The sequence below is a fragment of the Massilia sp. YIM B02763 genome (genome assembly GCF_030412015.1).
Lineage (GTDB): Bacteria > Pseudomonadota > Gammaproteobacteria > Burkholderiales > Burkholderiaceae_D > Telluria.
The window spans coordinates 271,265-289,779 of record NZ_JASNRD010000005.1 but is presented as its reverse complement, the minus strand read 5'-3'; the positions used below and the strand labels follow the sequence as shown (position 1 = coordinate 289,779).

The following is an 18,515-nucleotide window of genomic DNA, read 5'->3' as shown; positions in this document are numbered from 1 at the left end:
CCGCCGCTTTCGGTGGTCTGTGCCATTGCAGGTGCTGCGGCTGCCACCAGGGCACCGCTCGCGACGACGCACGAGACTGCAAACGGCAACGACTTCAATTTGAACGTCATGAAAACTTCTCCTTCTGGATTTCTCTCAAAGTGGTTTCTTCGACTGCATTCGCCACCGGCTCCACAGCGTCCGCCGGATAGGCTTCCCTGCGGCGGAAAATGCGTGGCCGGTGAGCCTGTTTACTGCTGGATACCGCGTTTCCTGCAACTTCCTGTATGCGTATTTACCCAATAGGACAAACGCTCTCAATTAACATTGGATGTAAATCAAACGTTACTGATTTATCCATAAAACCATAGCGAAACTTAAGGTGTCAATAAAACATAGTTCGTTGGATACGTATAAACAACACATGCGCCAAAAAGAACGAGGAATGTGTGCTTGTGGTGCATTGCAGCACCAAAGTGGACGAAAATCCGAAGGAAATTTGATGGACGCATATTGATATACGCTTTTTGATGCGCAATGGCGCAAAAAGTGTTTTCTGTAGGAATGTGCGATGCACCATGATGAATTTTGCAACGCACGTCTTGAAGACAAGAGCGGGGAAGCAAGCGAGAACGTTTGTTCTCTTTACTCGGAGCAACAGAAAGTTTCACATTTGTCAGGACTGTGGCGCGCCGGTCGCATCGTGCCCCTGCGCTTCCTATCGGCAGTCACGCCGATGCCTTATACTTGCCGTTTGTCCCGATCGACCCGCGCCGTCCGGCGCTCGCGCAAAACCAGCGCGCATCCACTTTCGCCATGCTCCGAATCAACGAACTCAAGCTTCCCCTCGACCATCCCGAACCCGCCCTGCGCGAGGCCATCCTCAAGCGCCTGGGCATTCCCGCCGCCGACCTGGTCGACTTCACGGTCTTCAAGCGCAGCTACGACGCCCGCAAGCGCAGCGCCATCGTCCTCATCTATGCACTCGACGTGCAGGTGCGCGACGAAGCGGCCGTGCTGGCGCGCCTCGCGGCCGACCCGCACGTCGGCCCCGCCCCGGACACCGGCTACAAATTCGTCACCACGGCCAAGCCGGCTGCCGGCGCGCACCGTCCCGTGATCGTCGGCATGGGGCCGTGCGGACTGTTCGTGGCACTGATCCTGGCGCAGATGGGCTTCCATCCCCTGGTGCTGGAACGCGGCAAGACGGTGCGCGAGCGGACCGTCGACACCTTCGGTTTCTGGCGCAAGCGCAAGCTGAACACCGAGTCGAACGTGCAGTTCGGCGAAGGCGGCGCCGGCACCTTCTCGGACGGCAAGCTGTACAGCCAGATCAAGGACCCGAAGCACTACGGCCGCAAGGTGCTGTCCGAATTCGTGAAGTCCGGCGCGCCGGAGGAAATCCTGTACGTCAGCAAGCCGCACATCGGTACGTTCAGGCTGGTCAAGATGGTCGAGCAGATGCGCGCCGAGATCGTGTCGCTGGGCGGCGAGATCCGCTTCGAATCGCGCGTGGAGGACGTGCTGGTCGAGGAAGACGGCAGCAAGCGCCAGGTGGTCGGCGTCAAGCTGGCTTCCGGCGAGACGATTCCGACCCGCCACCTGGTGATGGCGGTCGGCCACAGCGCGCGCGACACCTTCCAGATGCTGTACGACCGCGGCGTGTACGTCGAGGCCAAGCCGTTCTCGATCGGCTTTCGCGTCGAGCATCCGCAGTCGCTCATCGACACCTGCCGCTTCGGCCCGAACGCCGGCAACAAGATCCTCGGCGCGGCCGACTACAAGATCGTGCACCATGCCTCGAACGGCCGCAGCGTCTACAGCTTCTGCATGTGCCCGGGCGGCACCGTGGTCGCGGCGTCGTCCGAGGAAGGCCGCGTCGTCACCAACGGCATGAGCCAGTACTCGCGCGCCGAGCGCAATGCCAACAGCGCGATCGTGGTCGGCATCACCCCGGCCGACTTCCCCAGCAAGCACCCGCTGGCCGGCATCGACCTGCAGCGCGAGCTGGAATCGCGCGCCTTCGTCCTGGGCGGCAGCACCTACGATGCGCCGGGCCAGCTGATGGGCGACTTCGTCAAGGGCGTGGCATCGACCGAATTCGGTTCCGTGATCCCCTCGTTCAAGCCGGCCGTGCACCTGACCGACCTGGCCCCTTCCCTGCCCGACTATGCCATCGTCGCGTTGCGCGAAGCCTTCGTCGCCTTCGACAAGCAGATCAAGGGCTACTACAAGCACGACGCCGTGCTCACCGGCGTCGAGACCCGCACCTCCTCGCCGATCCGCATCAAGCGCCACGACGACAGCCTGGAAAGCCTGAACACGCACGGCCTGTACCCGGCCGGCGAAGGCGCCGGCTACGCGGGCGGCATCATGTCGGCGGCGGTGGACGGCATCCGCGTCGCCGAGGCCGTCGCGCTGTCGATGGTCGGCTGACGCCCTTCCCGCCGCGCGCAAAAGAAAACGCCACCCCGAGGGGTGGCGTTTTTGCTTGGGACGCTCAGAACTTGTAGTTCGCGCCCACGTACAGCGTCTGGCCGTGCGGATCGAAGTAGGACGGATCGTAGCCGGTCTGGAAGTAGGAGCCGGCGGTGATGACCTCGGGCGGCTTGCGGTTGAACAGGTTCTTCACGCCCGCCGTCAGGGTCAGGTTGCGGAAGCCGCCGTAGCTGCCCTGCAGGTCCCAGGTCGAGAACGCGCCCACGTGCTGGGCGATCGGATCGACGGCGTCGGCACGATAGGCATCCCAGTAGCCGCTCTGGAAGTTGTTGATCAGGGAGGCGCCCCACTGCTGGTACTTCCAGTCCAGCGTCAGCTGGTCCTTCCAGCGGGAGATGATGCCGGTCGCGGTGGCGTTGAGCACGTTGCCCGCGCCGTCGATGGTCGCGGCCACGCTCGGCTGCACCGTGCCGTCCGGCAGGGTCAGGTCGTACTTCGACGTGTAGGTGCCGTTCAGGCGCAGGTTGAAGGCGCCGTAGGTCGGGCTCTTCAGGATCGCCCAGCGCAGGTCGAGGTCCACGCCCTCGGTCTTGACGCTGCCCGCGTTGATGTTGGTGCCGACGATCGAGGTGATGTTGCCCAGCGCATCGCGGGTCACGAGGCCCGTGTAGGCCGGGTTGCCGGCCGCCGCTTCATCCACGACCAGCGACGGCGCCAGCGCGGTCACCAGGTTGTTCACGTTGATCTTCCACCAGTCGACGGCGATCGACAGGCCCTTGACCGGGTCGACCACGAAGCCCAGCGAGGCCTGCTCGGATTTCTCCGGCTTCAGGTCGCGGTTGCCGCCCAGGACCGTGTTGAACTGGCCCGACTGGTGCGTGACCGGGTCGGTGAAGGTGGCGCTGGTGCCCAGCGTCTGCTGGTTGTACAGCTCCGGCAGCGACGGCTCGCGGAAGCCCTTGCCGTAGGAGCCGCGCAGCAGCACTTGCGAGACCGGCTGCCAGCGCAGGCTGACCTTCGGATTGGTCGCGTCCGCGTTCGAATAGCGGTCGTGGCGCACGGCGACGTCGGCTTCCAGGTGCTTGACGATCGGGATGATCGTTTCGGCGAACACGGCCGACGAATTGCGCGAGGCCGACAGCGGCTTCACGGCGCCGCCGTAGCCGGACACGTCGCCGCTCTGGTAGGCCTCGCTCGGGTTGACCGACAGGTTCTCGTCGGCGATCGAGGCGCCGACGGCAAAGCTCATCATGCCGGCCGGCAGCTGAACCAGGTCGCCGGAAATGCGCGCGTTCAGCGCGTCGTTGCGCAGCACGGCGTTCATCACGGAGCCGACGTAGTTGGTGGCGCGGATCCGGGCGGCCAGGTCCGGCGACTGGTACTGCGCCAGCGGGTTGAAGGCGTTGTTGTTGCTCAGCAGGCTGACCAGCGCCGTCTGGTTCTGGTAGCCGGACAGCGCGCGCTCGGTGACGTCGCTCGAGTTGTGGGTGTAGGCGACGTCGTAGTCGTAGCCCTTGACGTTGCCGCGCATGCCCAGCACCAGGTGCGACTGCTCGGCGGTGTCGCGCGCGACGCGGTCGCCGCCGTCGAAGGCGCGGTAGCTCACCGACACCGGCTTGCCCAGTTCGGACGGCGCGTTCTGCGCGATCAGCGCGCTCGGGTAGTAGGGGCTGCTCGGCGCGACGACGATCGACGGATACAGGTTCTTGGTCGCGAACGCCGGGTCGGTCGCCAGGAAGTTGTTGCTGTACGGCGAAGGCTGGGCCTGCTGCGTCGTCACGTTGCGCGAGTAGAAGCCTTCGGCGAAGACTTCGGCACTGTCGTTCAGCTTGAAGCGGAAGCTGCCGCCCACGTTGGCGCGCTTGACTTCAGGGACCAGGTTCACGTAGGGCGAGCTGTTGAAGCGGCAGCTGCCCGTGTTGGCATCGTATTCGCTGCCGCTGGCGGCGCAGCCGGCGCCCGTCTGCGGATGGCCGATGGTCGAGCCCAGCGAGGCCAGCGAGCGCGGGACCACGCCGCCGGCGTTCGGCGTCGTGGTCGGATCGAAGGTGGTGAACACGCCGCTCGGCGTCGCGCTCTGGTCGCGCAGGCCGTTGTTGTTCCAGGCGGTGTTCGCGTAGTCGCGCTGGCGGCCAAAGATCGGTTCGTCCTTGCTGACGTCGGCCGACAGCGTGATGTTGTAGCGGTCGGCGTCGAAGTCGCCCCAGCCGGCCAGGATGCTGGCCTTGTGGGTCTGGCCGCCGCCGTAGCGGCTGGCGCTGGTGTAGCCGTTCAGTTCCACGCCCTGCACGTTCTGGCGCGTGATGAAGTTGATCACGCCGCCGATCGCATCGGAACCGTAGACGCCCGAGGCGCCGTCCTTCAGCACTTCCACGTGGTCGATCGACGCGAGCGGGATCGAGTTGACGTCGACGGCGGTGCCGTCGGTCGCGTAGTTGCCGAGGCGGCGGCCGTTGACCAGCACCAGGGTCTTGCTCGCGCCCAGGCCGCGCAGGCTGGCGGTCGATTCGCCGTAGGTCGACAGGCCCGCGCCTTCGGCCTGGTTGGTCGCGCCGACCATCGAGTTCGACGTCAGCGTGGTGAGCAGCTCGGCGGTGTTGGTGGCGCCGCTGCGCTTGATGTCGTCGTGGGTCACGGTCTGGACCGGCAGTGCGCCTTCGACGTCGGCGCGCTTGATCGACGAACCGGTCACTTCGACGCGGGCGATGGGCGCCTGCGCGAGGGGCTGCGAAGCGGTGTCCTGCGCCAGCGCGGCCTGGGCGAACAGGCCTGCGCCCGCCGCGACGCCGCCTGCGAAGACCACGCGTACCGAACGCGAGATTACAGTTTCCTTGAGCATCTAATTTCCAATGAAATGAGTGGATGGACAGTGGCTCGAGGAGATGCTTTGTCTCCCGGAGCGTCTCAAATCATCGGCGGCGGCTTGCGCCTCGGTCAATATTAAAAACGGGCAAAATTGGATACAAACAACATACATTACGAACATGTAATGCACGCTCGTGCGATGTTCGGCGCTCCTGCACGGAATGCCGAACAAACGGTATTTTCATCCGGATTCGATGCGCTGCTGCTGGGACAGCTTCCTACAGCCAGCCGGCCTTGCGGAAGCGCCGGTACATGTACAGCGCGACGCCGACCATGCAGCCGAGCGCGAACGGATAGCCCCACTTCCATTCCAGCTCCGGCATGAACTTGAAGTTCATCCCCCAGATGCCGGCGAAGGCGGTGAACACGGCGAAGATCGCGGCCCAGGCGGCAAGTTTCTTGTTCACCTCGCTCTCGTCGATCGACACCATCGACAGGTTCACCTGGATCGCGGTGCCGATGGTGTCGCGGATCGCATCGAGGCGCCCGGCGATGCGGATCAGGTGGTCGTGCACGTCGCGGAAGTAATCCTGGGTGCCGGACACCAGCACCGGCACGCGCCCGCCCTGCAGGCGCCCGAGCGCTTCCAGCAGCGGGAACACGGCGTGGCGCAGCACCAGGCCCTTGCGCTTCAATTGGTACAGGCGCTCGACGTTCTCGCGCTGGGCGCCGTCCATGAAGATGCGGTCCTCGATGGTCTCGAGTTCGGATTCCAGCATGTCGACGATGGGGAAGTAGCGGTCGACCACGGCGTCCATCAGCGCGTACATGACGAAGGACGCGCCCATGGACAGCAGGTGCGGTTCGCGCTCGGCGCGGGCGCGCACGCCCAGGAAGCCGCGGCCCACGTCGCGCCGCACCGACAGCACGTAGTTGGATCCGGCGAAGATCGCCAGTTCTCCCGTGACCAGTTCGTCGCCTTCGAGGTCGACCGTGTGCACGACGGTGAACAGGCAGTCGCCGTATTCCTCGATCTTGGGACGCTGGTGGCCGCGCGCGGCGTCTTCGACGGCCAGCTCGTGCAGGCAGAATTCTTCCTTCATCTGCGCCATCTCGGCGTCGGTGGCGTCGCGCAGCGCCACCCAGACGAAGCAGCCGGGTCGGTCCAGGTAGTCGCTGATGTTCTCGACGGGGATGTCGTCCAGCTTCCTGCCTTCCTGGTAGGCGACGCAGTTGATCAGCATGCGGGTTCTTCGATGGTGTTGTTGCTCGGATAGCGGAGCTTACACCATGTAGGGTGGACGGCTACACCCGAATGCACGCACGCCGACGACGCGTGGGCCGTCCACGCGGTGATCGTTGACGGCTTCGTGATCGCGCACGACATCGGAACCGCCGCGTATCACCGCGTGGGCGGGGAACCCGCCCACCCTACCGGACGAATGACGCCGCCGGCGTTATTCGTCCTTGGCCCCGTCGATGCCCAGCTCGGCGATCTTGCGCGTGATGGTATTGCGCCCGATGCCCAGGCGGATCGCCGCGTCGTTCTTGCGGCCGTGCGTGTGCTTCAGGGCCGTGCGGATCAGCGCCGATTCGAACTGGCGGCCCAGCACGTCCATCACCTCGACCTGGCCGTCGGACAGCATGCGCGCCGCCTGCAGTTCCAGCAGGCCGATCCAGCCGTCGGCGCCGCCCGCCGCCAGCGCCGGCATCATGCCGGGCAGGCTGCCGACCAGCATGCCGTCGGCGCCCGCATGCAGCGGGCCGGCGGACGGGGCCGGCATCGCCACCGCGCCCGGCATGGGGAGCGCGGAAGACAGGCTGTTGGCGCCGGTGCCCGCCTGGGCCTGGGTCAGGTCGCGCGGCAGGTCCTTGACCTCGACGGTCTGGCCCGGCGCCATCACGGTGATCCAGTTGCACAGGTTCTCGAGCTGGCGCACGTTGCCCGGCAATTCGAGGCCGGAGAGGAAGCGCAGCGCCTCTTCGCTCATGCGCTTGGTCTCGACGCCCAGCTGGCGTGCGCTCTGCACCAAAAAGTGGCGCACCAGAATGGGGATATCCTCGCGCCGCTCGCGCAGGCTGGGCAGGCGCAGGCGGATGACGTTCAGGCGGTGGTACAAGTCTTCGCGGAACAGGCCGTCGCGCACGCGCTGTTCCAGGTTCTGGTGGGTCGCCGCGATCACGCGCACGTTGGCCTTCACGGGCTGGTGGCCGCCCACGCGGTAGAAGTGGCCGTCGGACAGCACGCGCAGCAGGCGCGTCTGCAGGTCGAACGGCATGTCGCCGATCTCGTCCAGGAACAGCGTGCCGTTCTCGGCCTGCTCGAAGCGGCCGCGCCGCATCGCCTGGGCGCCGGTGAAGGCGCCGCGCTCGTGGCCGAACAGTTCGGATTCCAGCAGGTCCTTCGGGATCGCCGCCGTGTTCAGCGCGATGAACGGCTGCTGGGCGCGCGGGCTGTGCTTGTGCAGGGCGCGCGCGACCAGTTCCTTGCCGGTGCCGGACTCGCCCGTGATCAGCACGGTGACGTTCGACTGCGACAGGCGGCCGATGGCGCGGAACACTTCCTGCATGGCCGGCGCCTGTCCCAGGATTTCCGGGGTCTCGGTCGGCGCGATCTCGACGCTGGCTTCGCGCAGGCTTTCGTCGAGGGCGCGCCGGATCAGGGCGACGGCCTTGTCGATGTCGAAGGGCTTGGCCAGGTATTCGAAGGCGCCGCCCTGGAACGAGGCGACGGCGGAATCGAGGTCGGAGAAGGCCGTGATGACGATGACCGGCAGGCCCGGATGGGTTTCCTTGACGGCGGCCAGCAGGTCCAGGCCGGATTCGCCGGGCATGCGGATGTCCGACACCAGCACCTGCGGCGTCTCGTGCTCGAAGGCGGCCAGTGCCTCGCGCCCGCTGGCAAAGCTCCGGGTGGCGAGGTTTTCGCGCGCCAGGGCTTTTTCCAGCACCCAGCGGATCGATGCATCGTCGTCGACAATCCAGATTGGTTTCATGTAGTTCTGCTTCCCGCGCTAGTTCAAGGGGGACTTCCCGTTCCGCCCTCTCACTCGCTGCTCATGGCAGGGGGATCAGGATACGGAAATCGGTCAATCCAGGCCGGCTTTCGCATTCGATCAGTCCCATGTGCTGCTGCACGAAGGTCTGCGCCAGCGTCAGCCCGAGTCCGCTGCCGCCTTCGCGCCCGGAGACGAGCGGGTAGAAGATGCGGTCGCGGATGTCGGGGGCAATGCCCGGTCCGTTATCGATGATATGCAAGTCTAATGCCAGCCCGTAACGCACCTTGGCCAGGGTCACCTGGCGCGCCACCCGGGTCCGCAGCACGATCTCGGCATCGCCCGCCGCGATGCGCTCGCGCAGCGCCTGGGTGGCGTTGTGGACGATGTTCAGCACCGTCTGGATCAGTTGCTCCTTGTCGCCGCGGAACTCGGGAATCGAGGCGTCGTAGTCGCGCCGGATCGCCAGGCCCGCCGGGAATTCGGCCAGCACCAGGCTGCGCACGCGCTCGCAGACTTCGTGGATATTGACGTCGCCGACGATGTGCGGACGGCGGTGCGGCGCCAGCAGGCGGTCGACCAGGGTCTGCAGGCGGTCGGCTTCCTTGATGATCACCTGCGTGTATTCGCGCAGCGCGTTCAGGTGGGCGTCCGGCAGTTCCAGCTCGAGCAGCTGGGCGGCGCCGCGGATCCCGCCCAGCGGGTTCTTGATCTCGTGCGCCAGGTTGCGGATCAGCTCCTTGTTGGCCTGGCTCTGGTCGAGGATGCGCTCCTCGCGGTCCAGCTTCAGCTGCTGCACGTTCTCGCGCAACTCGACCACCACTTCGGCCTCGCCGGCGGCGCTGACGATGCTGTGCACCAGCAGCGGCTCCCGGCCCGCGCGCTGCAGCGACAATTCCTGGCGCAGGTCGGCATACTTGTGGGCGATGGCTTGGCGGCACAGGTCCCACAGGGCGTCGCCGTTGGTGAACAGGCCGGCCAGGCGCTGGCGCGACAGCGACTTCACGGAAATCTCGAGCAGGTGCTCGGCGGCCGGGTTGGCATAGCGCACCAGGCCTTCGGCATCCACCACCAGCACGGCGGAGGCCAGCAGGTCGAGGCCTGCAAAACGTTCTTGGGAAGGGAGGGAATCGTTCATCGCAGGCCGTGTTTCCTCTTGTTGTCTGTCCGCCGTCAGCGGATGTTGGCGATCTCGCGCTTGAGCGCTTCGATGTTCTTTTCCGAACGGCCGATATCGTCGCGCATCTGCGCCACGCGCTCCTGGTACTTGGCGTAGTTCTTCTCGTTGCCCTGGCGCTCCGGCCCGCCGTTGTTGAAGACGGCCTTCAGCTCCGCCAGCTTCTTCTCTTCGGCGCGCAACTCCTCGTTGAGGATGTCGCGGCGGTCGTCGTCGCGCTGGCGCTGCGCATAGCTGTCCACGCGCGGGAAGTTGGCGGGGCTGCTCGCGGCCGGACGTCCCGCTCCCTGGCGCATCGGGTTGCCGCCGCTGGCCGCGGGCGCCGGCACGGCCGGGCGCGTGCTCGGGGCCGGGATGTAGCCGGGCAGGTCCAGGGCCTTGCAGCCGGGCTTGTTGACGTCGGTGAACTCCACCCTTCCCTCCTTGTCGACGCATTTGTAGACGGCGTCGGCATGGGCGCCGGAATGGATCGCCAGCACGGCAACCAGCAAGGTGGCCGGGCGCAGCATGAAGCGCTTGCTTGTCATTCGCATCGGGTCGGTGCGGCGCGATCGCGCCTGGTTGGGAACCCGACGACTATACCGCACCGGCATAAAAAAACGCGAGGAGGCCAGCCGGCTTCCCCGCGTTCATGTTACCAGCTGGATACACTCCGATGCCATCCCGATCACAGTCCGGCATCGCAGCATGCCTGCCGATTACGACGAGTAGTACATGTCGAATTCGGCCGGGTGCGGGGTCATGCGCATGCGCTGGACTTCCGCCATCTTCAGTTCCAGGTAGGCGTCGATCATGCTGTCGCTGAACACGCCGCCGCGGGTCAGGAACTCGCGGTCCTTGTCCAGGGCTTCCAGCGCTTCTTCCAGCGAGGCGCACACGGTCGGGATCAGCTTGTCTTCTTCCGGCGGCAGGTGGTACAGGTCCTTGGTCGCGGCTTCACCCGGGTGGATCTTGTTCTGGATGCCGTCCAGGCCGGCCATCAGCAGCGCGGCGAAGCACAGGTAGACGTTGGCCAGCGGGTCCGGGAAACGGGTCTCGATGCGGCGGCCTTTCGGGTTCGCCACGTGCGGGATGCGGATCGAGGCCGAACGGTTGCGGGCCGAGTAGGCCAGCTTGACCGGGGCTTCGAAGCCCGGCACCAGGCGCTTGTACGAGTTGGTGCCCGGGTTGGTGATCGCGTTCAGGGCCTTGGCGTGCTTGATGATGCCGCCGATGTAGTACAGGGCCGTTTCCGACAGGCCGGCATAGCCGTCGCCCGCGAACAGGTTCTTGCCGTCCTTCCAGATCGACTGGTGCACGTGCATGCCCGAGCCGTTGTCGCCGGCCATCGGCTTCGGCATGAAGGTCGCGGTCTTGCCGTAGCTGTGGGCGACGTTCCAGACGACGTATTTCAGGTTCTGGGTCCAGTCGGCGCGCTCGACCAGGGTCGAGAACTTGGTGCCGATTTCGTTCTGGCCGGCGCCGGCCACTTCGTGGTGGTGCACTTCGACCGGGATGCCCAGCGATTCGAGGATCAGGCACATTTCCGAGCGCATGTCCTGGAAGCTGTCGACCGGCGGGACCGGGAAGTAGCCGCCCTTGACGGTCGGACGGTGGCCGCTGTTGCCGCCTTCGAAGTCCTTGTCGGTCGACCAGGACGCTTCTTCCGAATCGATCTTGACCATCGAACCGGCCATCTCGACCTTCCACTTGACGGAGTCGAAGATGAAGAATTCCGGCTCCGGGCCGAAGAAGGCGGTGTCGCCGATGCCCGACGACTTCAGGTAGGCTTCGGCGCGCTTGGCGATCGAGCGCGGGTCGCGGTCATAGCCCTTGCCGTCCGACGGTTCGATCACGTCGCACTGCATGAATACCGTGGTCTCTTCCATGAACGGGTCGATATTGGCGGTGTTCGGGTCCGGGATCAGCAGCATGTCCGATGCTTCGATGCCTTTCCAGCCGGCGATCGACGAGCCGTCGAAAGCGTGGCCGGATTCGAATTTGTCTTCGTCGAAATGCGAGATAGGAACGGTGACGTGCTGTTCCTTACCGCGGGTATCGGCGAAACGCAAATCAACGAATTTGACTTCGTTGTCCTTCAGCATCTGCATTACATCTGCGGCGGTCCTTGCCATTCGTATCTCCTAAAGAAAAAGGGGTGTCGGCGACGCCAACGGGGCGTGCGACAAACGCATATGCTACTAAGCAGAAATTATGCCAGCATTTGTCCATGAGCAAATCATTAATCAATCGTTGGTGGACATAGAATTTGCCCATTAAAATCAATGACCCTGCATGGGTGCACGGAATTGATGCACTCCACCGCTGATGCACCGGCGTGGTGCGAGCGAGGCAGTATGCACCAACTTGAAGCGGCATGCACCAAATGTGCGAGCCCTGCCATTGCGGGACCGCCATGGTGCATCCGCCTGCACCAACCGCTATTTGGGAGGAAACCATGAGCAAGACCGAAGACATTCTCGCCGACGCCAGGCAGCGCGCGCCGGGCCAGCCGTATGCGGGCGCCGTCACGCCGGCCGAAGCCTACGCGCTGGTGCAGGACGACCCGCACGTGAAACTCATCGACGTGCGCACGAATGCGGAGCGCGACTGGATCGGCCGCCCCGCGATCCCGGCCGAACGCCACGGCGCGGTGCAGTGGAGCCTGTACCCCGGTGGTGCGCCGAACCCCGACTTCGCCGAGCAATTGCAGGCCAGCGCCGGCAAGGACGACGTGGTGCTGTTCCTGTGCCGCTCGGGCGTGCGCTCGCGCCATGCGGCGCGCGTGGCCACGGAACTGGGCTATCAAAACGCCTTCGACATCCTCGAAGGTTTCGAGGGCGACCGCGACGCCGAGGGACACCGCAAGACGGTGGGCGGCTGGTGCAAGGCGGGGCTGCCCTGGGTAGGGGCTTGACCCCATCGTTTCCGGCAATGCCGGGAACGACGGGCTTCATGCCTGCACGCGCTGGCGCACGAAGTTGATGTGGCTGCGCAGGCCGTACAGTGCGTCCGCATAGGCCAGCGGGATCGAGATGTGGTTCACCCGCTCCTCGATCTCGTCCAGGCGGCGCAGCAGGTTGCCGCGCACCTGCTCGCGCTGCGCGGCCGGCGCGTCGGCCGGCACCTGTTCCAGTTCTCCCTCCACCGCGCGCAGCTGGCCGTACCAGCGGTACACGCGCGAGCGGATCCGCCACACGTACAGCGGCGGCACGATCTTCGACAGCGGGATGATCAAGGCGGCCAGCGCCACCACCACGACCCACAGCCGGTCGAACAGGTTGGCGAGCCAGAACGACAGGTAGCGCTGCAGGAACGGCGGACCGTCCTTGTAGTACTTGGCCGCTTCCTTCGCCACCGGGATCTCCGTGTAGCGCGGCGACGGGAACTGGCCCTGCTGCTGGAACCAGCCGGCGCCGCCGTGGGTGTCGATCGCCGCCTTGACGAACAGATCGACCAGGGCCGGATGCAGGTCCTCGCGCGCGACCAGCGTGGCCGTCGGCGCGATCAGGTGGAAGTCCTGCGACGGGATGTCGCGGCCGAGGTCGACGATCCCGCGCGGCAGCACGACGTGCGTGAGGAACGGCAGCCGCCGCGTGTAGGCTTCGGCCTGGCGGAAGTCGAACAGGCGGATGCCCGGCGTCTGCAGCAGCATCTGGATCAGCGGGGCCTCGGGCGCGGAGCTGAACACGAGGCCGTCGATGCGTCCGGCCAGCAGTTCCATCGTGGCCGGCGTGTTTTCCAGGCTCGAGACCCGCAAGTCCTTCGCCTCCAGGCCGTTCACGGCCAGCACCTGGCGGAACAGCTTGGGCACGCCCGTGCCTTCCGGCCCCAGGTTGATGCGCAAGCCCTTCAGGTCCGTGAGGCGCTGCACGCCGCCGCTTTTTTCGCCCTGCTTGCCCTTCCCCGCCCCGTCCTTCCCTGCCCCGTCCTTCCCTGCCCCGTCACGCAGGAACAGCCACACGGGTTCGGTGAACAGGCTGCCCAGCGAGACCAGGCCGCGCTGCTGCGCATCGTCTTCGCTGGCGGAGCCGCTCTGCACGAACGCGACGTCGGCCTGGCCGTCGACGAGGCGCTGCAGGTTCTGCTCGGAACCGAGGGAGCGCTCCAGCGTCACCTGGATGTCGTCGCGCCGCAGGATCGCCGCGTACTTCTTGCCGAACTCCTCGTAGGCGCTGTTTTCCTGGCCCGTCGAGAGCAGCACGCGCCGCGGCGGCGCCGGGTCGACCACGATGTAGGCCGCCACGCAGGCGGCCAGCACCAGCACGATGGTGGGCGCCGACGCGGCCAGCAGGTCGCGCAGCGAGACGAGGCTGAACTTGCGCAGGACCCGGCGGTTCATGCGACGGTCACTGCAGGACTTCCTCCACGGCCGGCGGCTTGGGGCGCGGCTTCGGCGGCGTGTCGGCATCCGGCGCCGGCTTGCGCGGCGCCGGCGGCACGCGGGCCGGCGCACGGTCGGCGGCCGCGGGCTTGGGCTTGACGGCCTCCGGCGCGGCGGCCTTAGGATGGTCCGCTTCGGCGGGCTTGGCGGCCGGCTTGGGTGCCGCGGGCTTCGGCGCCGCGGGCTTGGGTGCCGCTGCCTGGGCGGCCGGTTCGGCAGCCTTCGGCGCCGGCTTGGGCAGGGTCCCCGGCGCGGCTGGCGCGGCTGGCGCGGCCGGGGCGGTTGCCGCGGCCGGTTCCACATCCTCGTCGACCTCGGCCGCGTCGCCGCCCGTGTGCTCGGTATCGGTCGCCACCGCATCGGCCGGGCCGGACGCCGCCGGGACGCCCGGACGCTCCACGTGCACGCCCGGCACCAGCACGGTATCGGTCTTCTCGATCATCGGCATGAGGCTGGGGGCCAGCGTCACCAGCAGCTGCACCGGCAAGGCGCTGGTGAAGTCGTAGTTGGCCGACTGCGGGCCGTGGACGTAGGCGGTCATGCTGCCGAAGAAGCGCTCGCCGATGTTGAACACGAAGGTCGCCGAGCGGTTCACGTAGCGCGACTCGATCAGGCGGCCGCCCGCGCCGTAGACGTCGAAACGCTGGTCGCCGGTACCGGTCTTGCCGCCCATCGCGATCACGCTGCCGTCTTCCTTGACGAAGGCGCTCTTGACGCGCTTGGCGGTGCCTTCCTGGGCCACGCCGTGGATGGCGTCGGCGACGGCGCGCGCCACGTCCGGGTTCAGCACCTGCTCGTTCTTCTGGCTGTCGCCGCGCTTGACCAGGGTCTCGTACGGCGTGTCCTTGGCGAAGTGCAGCGACTCGACGCGCTGCGTGGTCTTGCGCACGCCGCCGTTGATGATGATGCCCATCAGCTCGGCCAGCGCGATCGGGCGGTCGGCCGAGGCGCCCAGCGTGGTCGCGTAGGACGGCACCAGCGAGTCGAACGGATAGCCCATCTTCTTCCACTGGGCGTGGATCTTCAGGAACGCTTCCACCTCGAGCAGGCCGGCGATGCGCTTGTCCTGGGCATGCTTGCGGTGGGTCTTGAACAGCCAGGCGTACACTTCCTGGCGCTCCTTCACCGACGCGTTCGTGACCTCGGTCCAGCCGGCCTTCGGATGGGTGCGCAGGTAGCCGACCAGCCACAGCTCGAGCGGGTGGATCGAGGCGACGTAGCCGCGGTCGGCGAGCGACATGCTGGCCGGATCGTACAGCGCGTACATCTTCTCGACCTTGTCTTCCTCGATCTCGTTCTCGGACGGCAGGCTGGCGTGCAGGAAGCTGCTGAACTGGGCCAGCGAGGCTTCCGGGTGGATCGTGCGATAGGCAGCGGCCAGCTTGCCGGCCTTCGGACGCACGCCCTGCATCAGCAGGCTTTCCACCTCTTGCGGCGTCTTGCCGCGGTACTTGTTCCAGAAGCGCGCGAGGAAATCCTTGCCTTCGCGGTCGGCGAAGCGCGACAGGTACTCGGCGCGGCGCGGATCGTCGGCGTCGGCCAGCAGCTGGGCCGAGGAGCCCGGCAGCTGGAACATGTAGTAGCGCACGACGTCGCGCATCAGGCGCACGAACACGAGGTTCGTCGAATTCTGCAGCGCCTGCTGCAAGGTCAGGATGCGCGAGTCGTCGAGCTTGCTGAAGTTGCCGAAGGTGTGCAGGCCGCCGCCGGTGAAGAAGGCTTCGCCGGGGTTGCCCGAGTACTTGCGCTCCATCGCGGCGGCCAGCATCGGCTTCAGGCCGCGGTCGGCGCCGGACGGCAGCGTCGTGAAGTACTCGACGGCCCACTGGCTCAGGCGGTCCTTCGGATCGGGCGTGACTTTCGCCAGCTCGGCTTTCGGCATCGGCTCGTAGCGCGCATGCAGCTGGTCGACGATGTCGAGGTAGGTCACGAGCGTGCGCAGCTTGGCCGTCGAGCCCAGGTCCAGCTTGGCGCCCTCGTTGATGTCGAGCGGCTGGTCGTAGTTGTCGGTCTGGACGCGCAGGTAGTTGACCTTGTCGCCGCGCTCCATCAGCGTGAAGCTGTACACGACCTTGGACGGGTCGCCGTTGCCGAGCATGCCCTTGCCGGTCAGGCCGGCGGCGGCGGCCGCTTCGTTGTCCGACAGCTTGCGCAGCGCCGCCGTGACGGCCTGCTGGGCATCGCCGTTGAGCGTCGTGACGACGGACAGGTCGAGGCGGTCCAGGTTGTACAGGCGCGAATCGCCCAGCAGGTTGGCCAGGTGGTTGCGCACGGCATTCGCGGCCTTGCGGGTGACGAAGGCATTGGCCGCCGGCGGCGCCACGCCCGAGGCCTGGGACGGATGCAGCTGGACCTGCAGTGCGGCGTCGCGCAGCGCGGGCGAGATGACGCCGGCCTGGGCCAGCACGCGCAGGTGGCTGTTGGTCAGGATCTCCAGGTCCTTCTCGCCGGCGCCCAGGTAATAGGCGGGGCGGCGCTGGGCGATGGTCAGCGACAGCGCTTCCTTGTACACCAGGGCCATTTCCGGCGTGACGGTCTTGCCGGACAGGATACGGTTGACGTCGGCGAACTCGCGCCCGTACCAGACCCACATGCCGTCGCCGACGCCGTTCACTTCGCCGTAGCCCGGCTTGGCCGACAGCGGCACGGTGTTCAGGTATTCGAGCACGATGCGGCGCCGCGCCTTCATCGTGTTCTCGCCGTCCTGGTAGGAGCGCAGCATGGCCGACGCCATCTGGCGCAGCTTGTCCGTGGTCGACGCCGTGCGGCCTTCCGGCGAGTGGCGGTACTTCTCGATCTGGGTGGCGAGCGTGCTGCCGCCGGCCACGCGCGAGCCGCTGCCCAGGCCGACGGAATGCAGGGTCTTGTCGAACACCGCCTTCGAGAAGCGGTCCCATTCGACGGCCGGGTTACGCTTCGGATAAGTGGTGTCGAGCAACTCGCGGTTCTCGATGAACAGCAGGCTGTCGACCAGAAGCGTGGGCACGCCGTCGAACTTGTCGTACAGGCGCTCCGGGAAGCGCGCCGAGAACAGCGGATGGCCGCCGTCGTCGAGGATGTCGAGGCCGGCGCGGGTCTTCTCGTGGTAGGTCGGGTACAGGCCCATGTCGGCCAGCTCGACCATCTTCGGCGACATGCGCGCCTGCGACGCGATGACGTAGTCGCGCGTCTTCAGCTTGGCCAGGTAATTCGGCAGGTTCGAGTAACCGAGCCGGTCGTCGTAAGGGCTCGATTGCGGGAAGCGGATCGCGTCGCTCGGTCCCTGCGCCACGCGGTAGTTGATCTTCTTGGCCAGGCCGGCGAAGAACTTCGCCTGCATCGCCGAGGTGCGGCTTTCGTAGACGGCAAAGCCGGACGCGGCCGCGACCAGCAGCAGGAGCAGCACCAGGAAGGCGCGCTTGATTTTGCGCCAGCGGCGCCGCGGCGGCGCCGGCGGTTCCTCGCCGGGTTCGGTGGAGACGGCATCGGCGGCCGGTTCGAGCACCGAGCCGAAGCCGGGTTCGAGACGCGGACGCGAGCGCGCCGGGACGTCCTGCACGGCGGCCATCGGCACGCCGGCCAGCGCCGGTTCGGTATGGTGGCCGGGGACGACCAGGTGGCGGATACGGCGCACGAGGCGGGCGATGAGGCGGGGCCGTCGGAGACGGCGATTACTTTCCATGATGGCTCGACCGGTTTGAATCAATTACTGCGATTGCCTTAAACCTGCTCGCCATCCCGCTACCGGTTCGAGTGATCAGGTCTGCAAAAGTTCACAATGCGGAAGCGACCTCACTCTGGATCGTCCTTCTCATTGTCCTGCTTGGAGACATCATTCCACCACATCAATGTGTCATCGCGGGTCCACATGTGAATTTTTTTGAGCTTGCCCGTCTATTTTCGCAAAAAAACAACGGCTCAGTTTGCCGCACCGTCCACGTCCCGCAACGGTGCCACCTCGGCCCCCAGCGCGTCCAGTCCCGCGCGCAACTCGGCATACGCCGGCTCGACGCATGCAGGGTCGCCCTTCACCCCCAGCTCGATATGGCGCCGCGTCGTCGCATCGCCTACGCTGGGCAGGCTGAAGACGCGCACGCCGGGGTGGGAAGCCTCGATCCGTTCCATCAAGGGCGTGAGCACCGACTCCGCCTGTTCGTACACGAGCACCGCCTTCTCGACGTGGGCCTCGCGGTGGAAGCGGTCGGCGTACAGCGTGTCGAGCACCCAGGCGATCATCGGCGCGGCCATCACGGGAAAGCCCGGCACGAAATGGTGGCGTCCGACGGTAAAGCCGGGGATCTTGTTGTACGGGTTCGGGATCAGGCTGGCGCCCTGCGGGAACTCGGCCATCTTGAGGCGCTGCAGGTTGTCGGGCGCGTCCAGGTCCGCTTCGATGCCGGCCTCGCGCGCCGTTTCGCGGATGCGTTCCTGGATCAGGCGGCGTCCTTCCGGATGCAGCACCAGCGGCACCCCGAGCGCGCGCGCGGCGCACTGGCGCGTGTGGTCGTCCGGCGTGGCGCCGATGCCGCCGCACGAAAACACGACGTCGCCGCTCGCCATGGTGCGCGCGAGGAGCGCCGTGATGCGCGCCGGCTCGTCGCCGACGATCTCGGCCCAGGACAGGCGCAGGCCGCGTTCGTTCAACAGTTCGATCACCTTGGGCAGGTGCTTGTCCGCACGTTTGCCGGACAGGATCTCGTCGCCGACGATGACGAGGCCGAATGCCGTTTGTTCCATGGGTTTTCCTTTCCGCTGCAGTCCAGTCCCGCAGTGTGCC

At 66.3% G+C, this 18,515-nt stretch carries 11 protein-coding genes; 2 read left to right on the top strand and 9 right to left on the bottom strand.

Translation table 11 applies throughout. The features are described 5' to 3' along the window. Window positions 1–795 precede the first annotated feature (795 nt). The gene (locus QPK32_RS10325) at window positions 796–2,415 is read left to right on the top strand and encodes an NAD(P)/FAD-dependent oxidoreductase (protein ID WP_290412712.1); all 1,620 of its coding nucleotides are present in this window, start codon (window positions 796–798) and stop codon (window positions 2,413–2,415) included. Between the two features lie 64 nt (window positions 2,416–2,479). Here QPK32_RS10325 and QPK32_RS10320 read toward each other — a convergent pair whose 3' ends face one another. From QPK32_RS10320 to glnA, 6 genes are all read right to left on the bottom strand, one after another. After that, window positions 2,480–5,257, bottom strand: a complete 2,778-nt coding sequence (locus QPK32_RS10320) for a TonB-dependent receptor (protein WP_290412711.1) — start codon at window positions 5,255–5,257, stop codon at window positions 2,480–2,482. 244 nt (window positions 5,258–5,501) lie between these two features. After that, entirely contained in the window at window positions 5,502–6,467 is a 966-nt protein-coding gene (gene corA / locus QPK32_RS10315) for a magnesium/cobalt transporter CorA (protein ID WP_290412710.1), read from the bottom strand. A 213-nt stretch (window positions 6,468–6,680) separates the two neighbouring features. Next, on the bottom strand, window positions 6,681–8,219 hold the full coding sequence (gene ntrC / locus QPK32_RS10310; RefSeq protein WP_290412709.1) for a nitrogen regulation protein NR(I): 1,539 nt from the start codon (window positions 8,217–8,219) through the stop codon (window positions 6,681–6,683). 61 nt (window positions 8,220–8,280) lie between these two features. Continuing rightward, on the bottom strand, window positions 8,281–9,357 hold the full coding sequence (gene glnL / locus QPK32_RS10305) for a nitrogen regulation protein NR(II) (RefSeq protein WP_290412708.1): 1,077 nt from the start codon (window positions 9,355–9,357) through the stop codon (window positions 8,281–8,283). Between the two features lie 35 nt (window positions 9,358–9,392). Next, window positions 9,393–9,923, bottom strand: coding sequence for a DUF4124 domain-containing protein (locus tag QPK32_RS10300; protein ID WP_290412707.1), 531 nt, complete (start codon window positions 9,921–9,923; stop codon window positions 9,393–9,395). A 171-nt stretch (window positions 9,924–10,094) separates the two neighbouring features. Next, on the bottom strand, window positions 10,095–11,510 hold the full coding sequence (glnA, locus tag QPK32_RS10295; protein WP_290412706.1) for a type I glutamate--ammonia ligase: 1,416 nt from the start codon (window positions 11,508–11,510) through the stop codon (window positions 10,095–10,097). A gap of 323 nt (window positions 11,511–11,833) precedes the next feature. Between glnA and QPK32_RS10290 the strand changes: the two genes are divergently transcribed. Then, window positions 11,834–12,292 (top strand): rhodanese-like domain-containing protein, encoded by a 459-nt coding sequence (locus tag QPK32_RS10290; RefSeq protein WP_290412705.1) that lies wholly within the window; start codon window positions 11,834–11,836, stop codon window positions 12,290–12,292. Window positions 12,293–12,328: 36 nt separating this feature from the next. Here the strand turns inward: QPK32_RS10290 and QPK32_RS10285 are convergent, their stop codons facing one another. The 3 genes from QPK32_RS10285 to QPK32_RS10275 form a co-directional block, all read right to left on the bottom strand. Continuing rightward, window positions 12,329–13,717, bottom strand: coding sequence for a TAXI family TRAP transporter solute-binding subunit (locus QPK32_RS10285; RefSeq protein WP_290412704.1), 1,389 nt, complete (start codon window positions 13,715–13,717; stop codon window positions 12,329–12,331). A 7-nt stretch (window positions 13,718–13,724) separates the two neighbouring features. Continuing rightward, window positions 13,725–17,420 carry a transglycosylase domain-containing protein gene (locus QPK32_RS10280; protein WP_290412703.1) on the bottom strand — a complete coding sequence of 1,232 codons (3,696 nt, stop codon included), beginning with the start codon at window positions 17,418–17,420 and terminating at the stop codon, window positions 13,725–13,727. A 236-nt stretch (window positions 17,421–17,656) separates the two neighbouring features. After that, entirely contained in the window at window positions 17,657–18,475 is an 819-nt protein-coding gene (locus QPK32_RS10275) for a molybdopterin-binding protein (RefSeq protein WP_290412702.1), read from the bottom strand. Window positions 18,476–18,515 lie beyond the last annotated feature (40 nt).

Excerpts from the sequence above, each read along its gene's own strand:
- QPK32_RS10325 (WP_290412712.1), top strand. The coding sequence starts at position 796 with ATGCTCCGAATCAACGAACTCAAGCTTCCCCTCGACCATCCCGAACCC.
- QPK32_RS10320 (WP_290412711.1), bottom strand. The coding sequence starts at position 5,257 with ATGCTCAAGGAAACTGTAATCTCGCGTTCGGTACGCGTGGTCTTCGCA.
- corA (WP_290412710.1), bottom strand. The coding sequence starts at position 6,467 with ATGCTGATCAACTGCGTCGCCTACCAGGAAGGCAGGAAGCTGGACGAC.
- ntrC (WP_290412709.1), bottom strand. The coding sequence starts at position 8,219 with ATGAAACCAATCTGGATTGTCGACGACGATGCATCGATCCGCTGGGTG.
- glnL (WP_290412708.1), bottom strand. The coding sequence starts at position 9,357 with ATGAACGATTCCCTCCCTTCCCAAGAACGTTTTGCAGGCCTCGACCTG.
- QPK32_RS10300 (WP_290412707.1), bottom strand. The coding sequence starts at position 9,923 with ATGACAAGCAAGCGCTTCATGCTGCGCCCGGCCACCTTGCTGGTTGCC.
- glnA (WP_290412706.1), bottom strand. The coding sequence starts at position 11,510 with ATGGCAAGGACCGCCGCAGATGTAATGCAGATGCTGAAGGACAACGAA.
- QPK32_RS10290 (WP_290412705.1), top strand. The coding sequence starts at position 11,834 with ATGAGCAAGACCGAAGACATTCTCGCCGACGCCAGGCAGCGCGCGCCG.
- QPK32_RS10285 (WP_290412704.1), bottom strand. The coding sequence starts at position 13,717 with ATGAACCGCCGGGTCCTGCGCAAGTTCAGCCTCGTCTCGCTGCGCGAC.
- QPK32_RS10280 (WP_290412703.1), bottom strand. The coding sequence starts at position 17,420 with ATGGAAAGTAATCGCCGTCTCCGACGGCCCCGCCTCATCGCCCGCCTC.
- QPK32_RS10275 (WP_290412702.1), bottom strand. The coding sequence starts at position 18,475 with ATGGAACAAACGGCATTCGGCCTCGTCATCGTCGGCGACGAGATCCTG.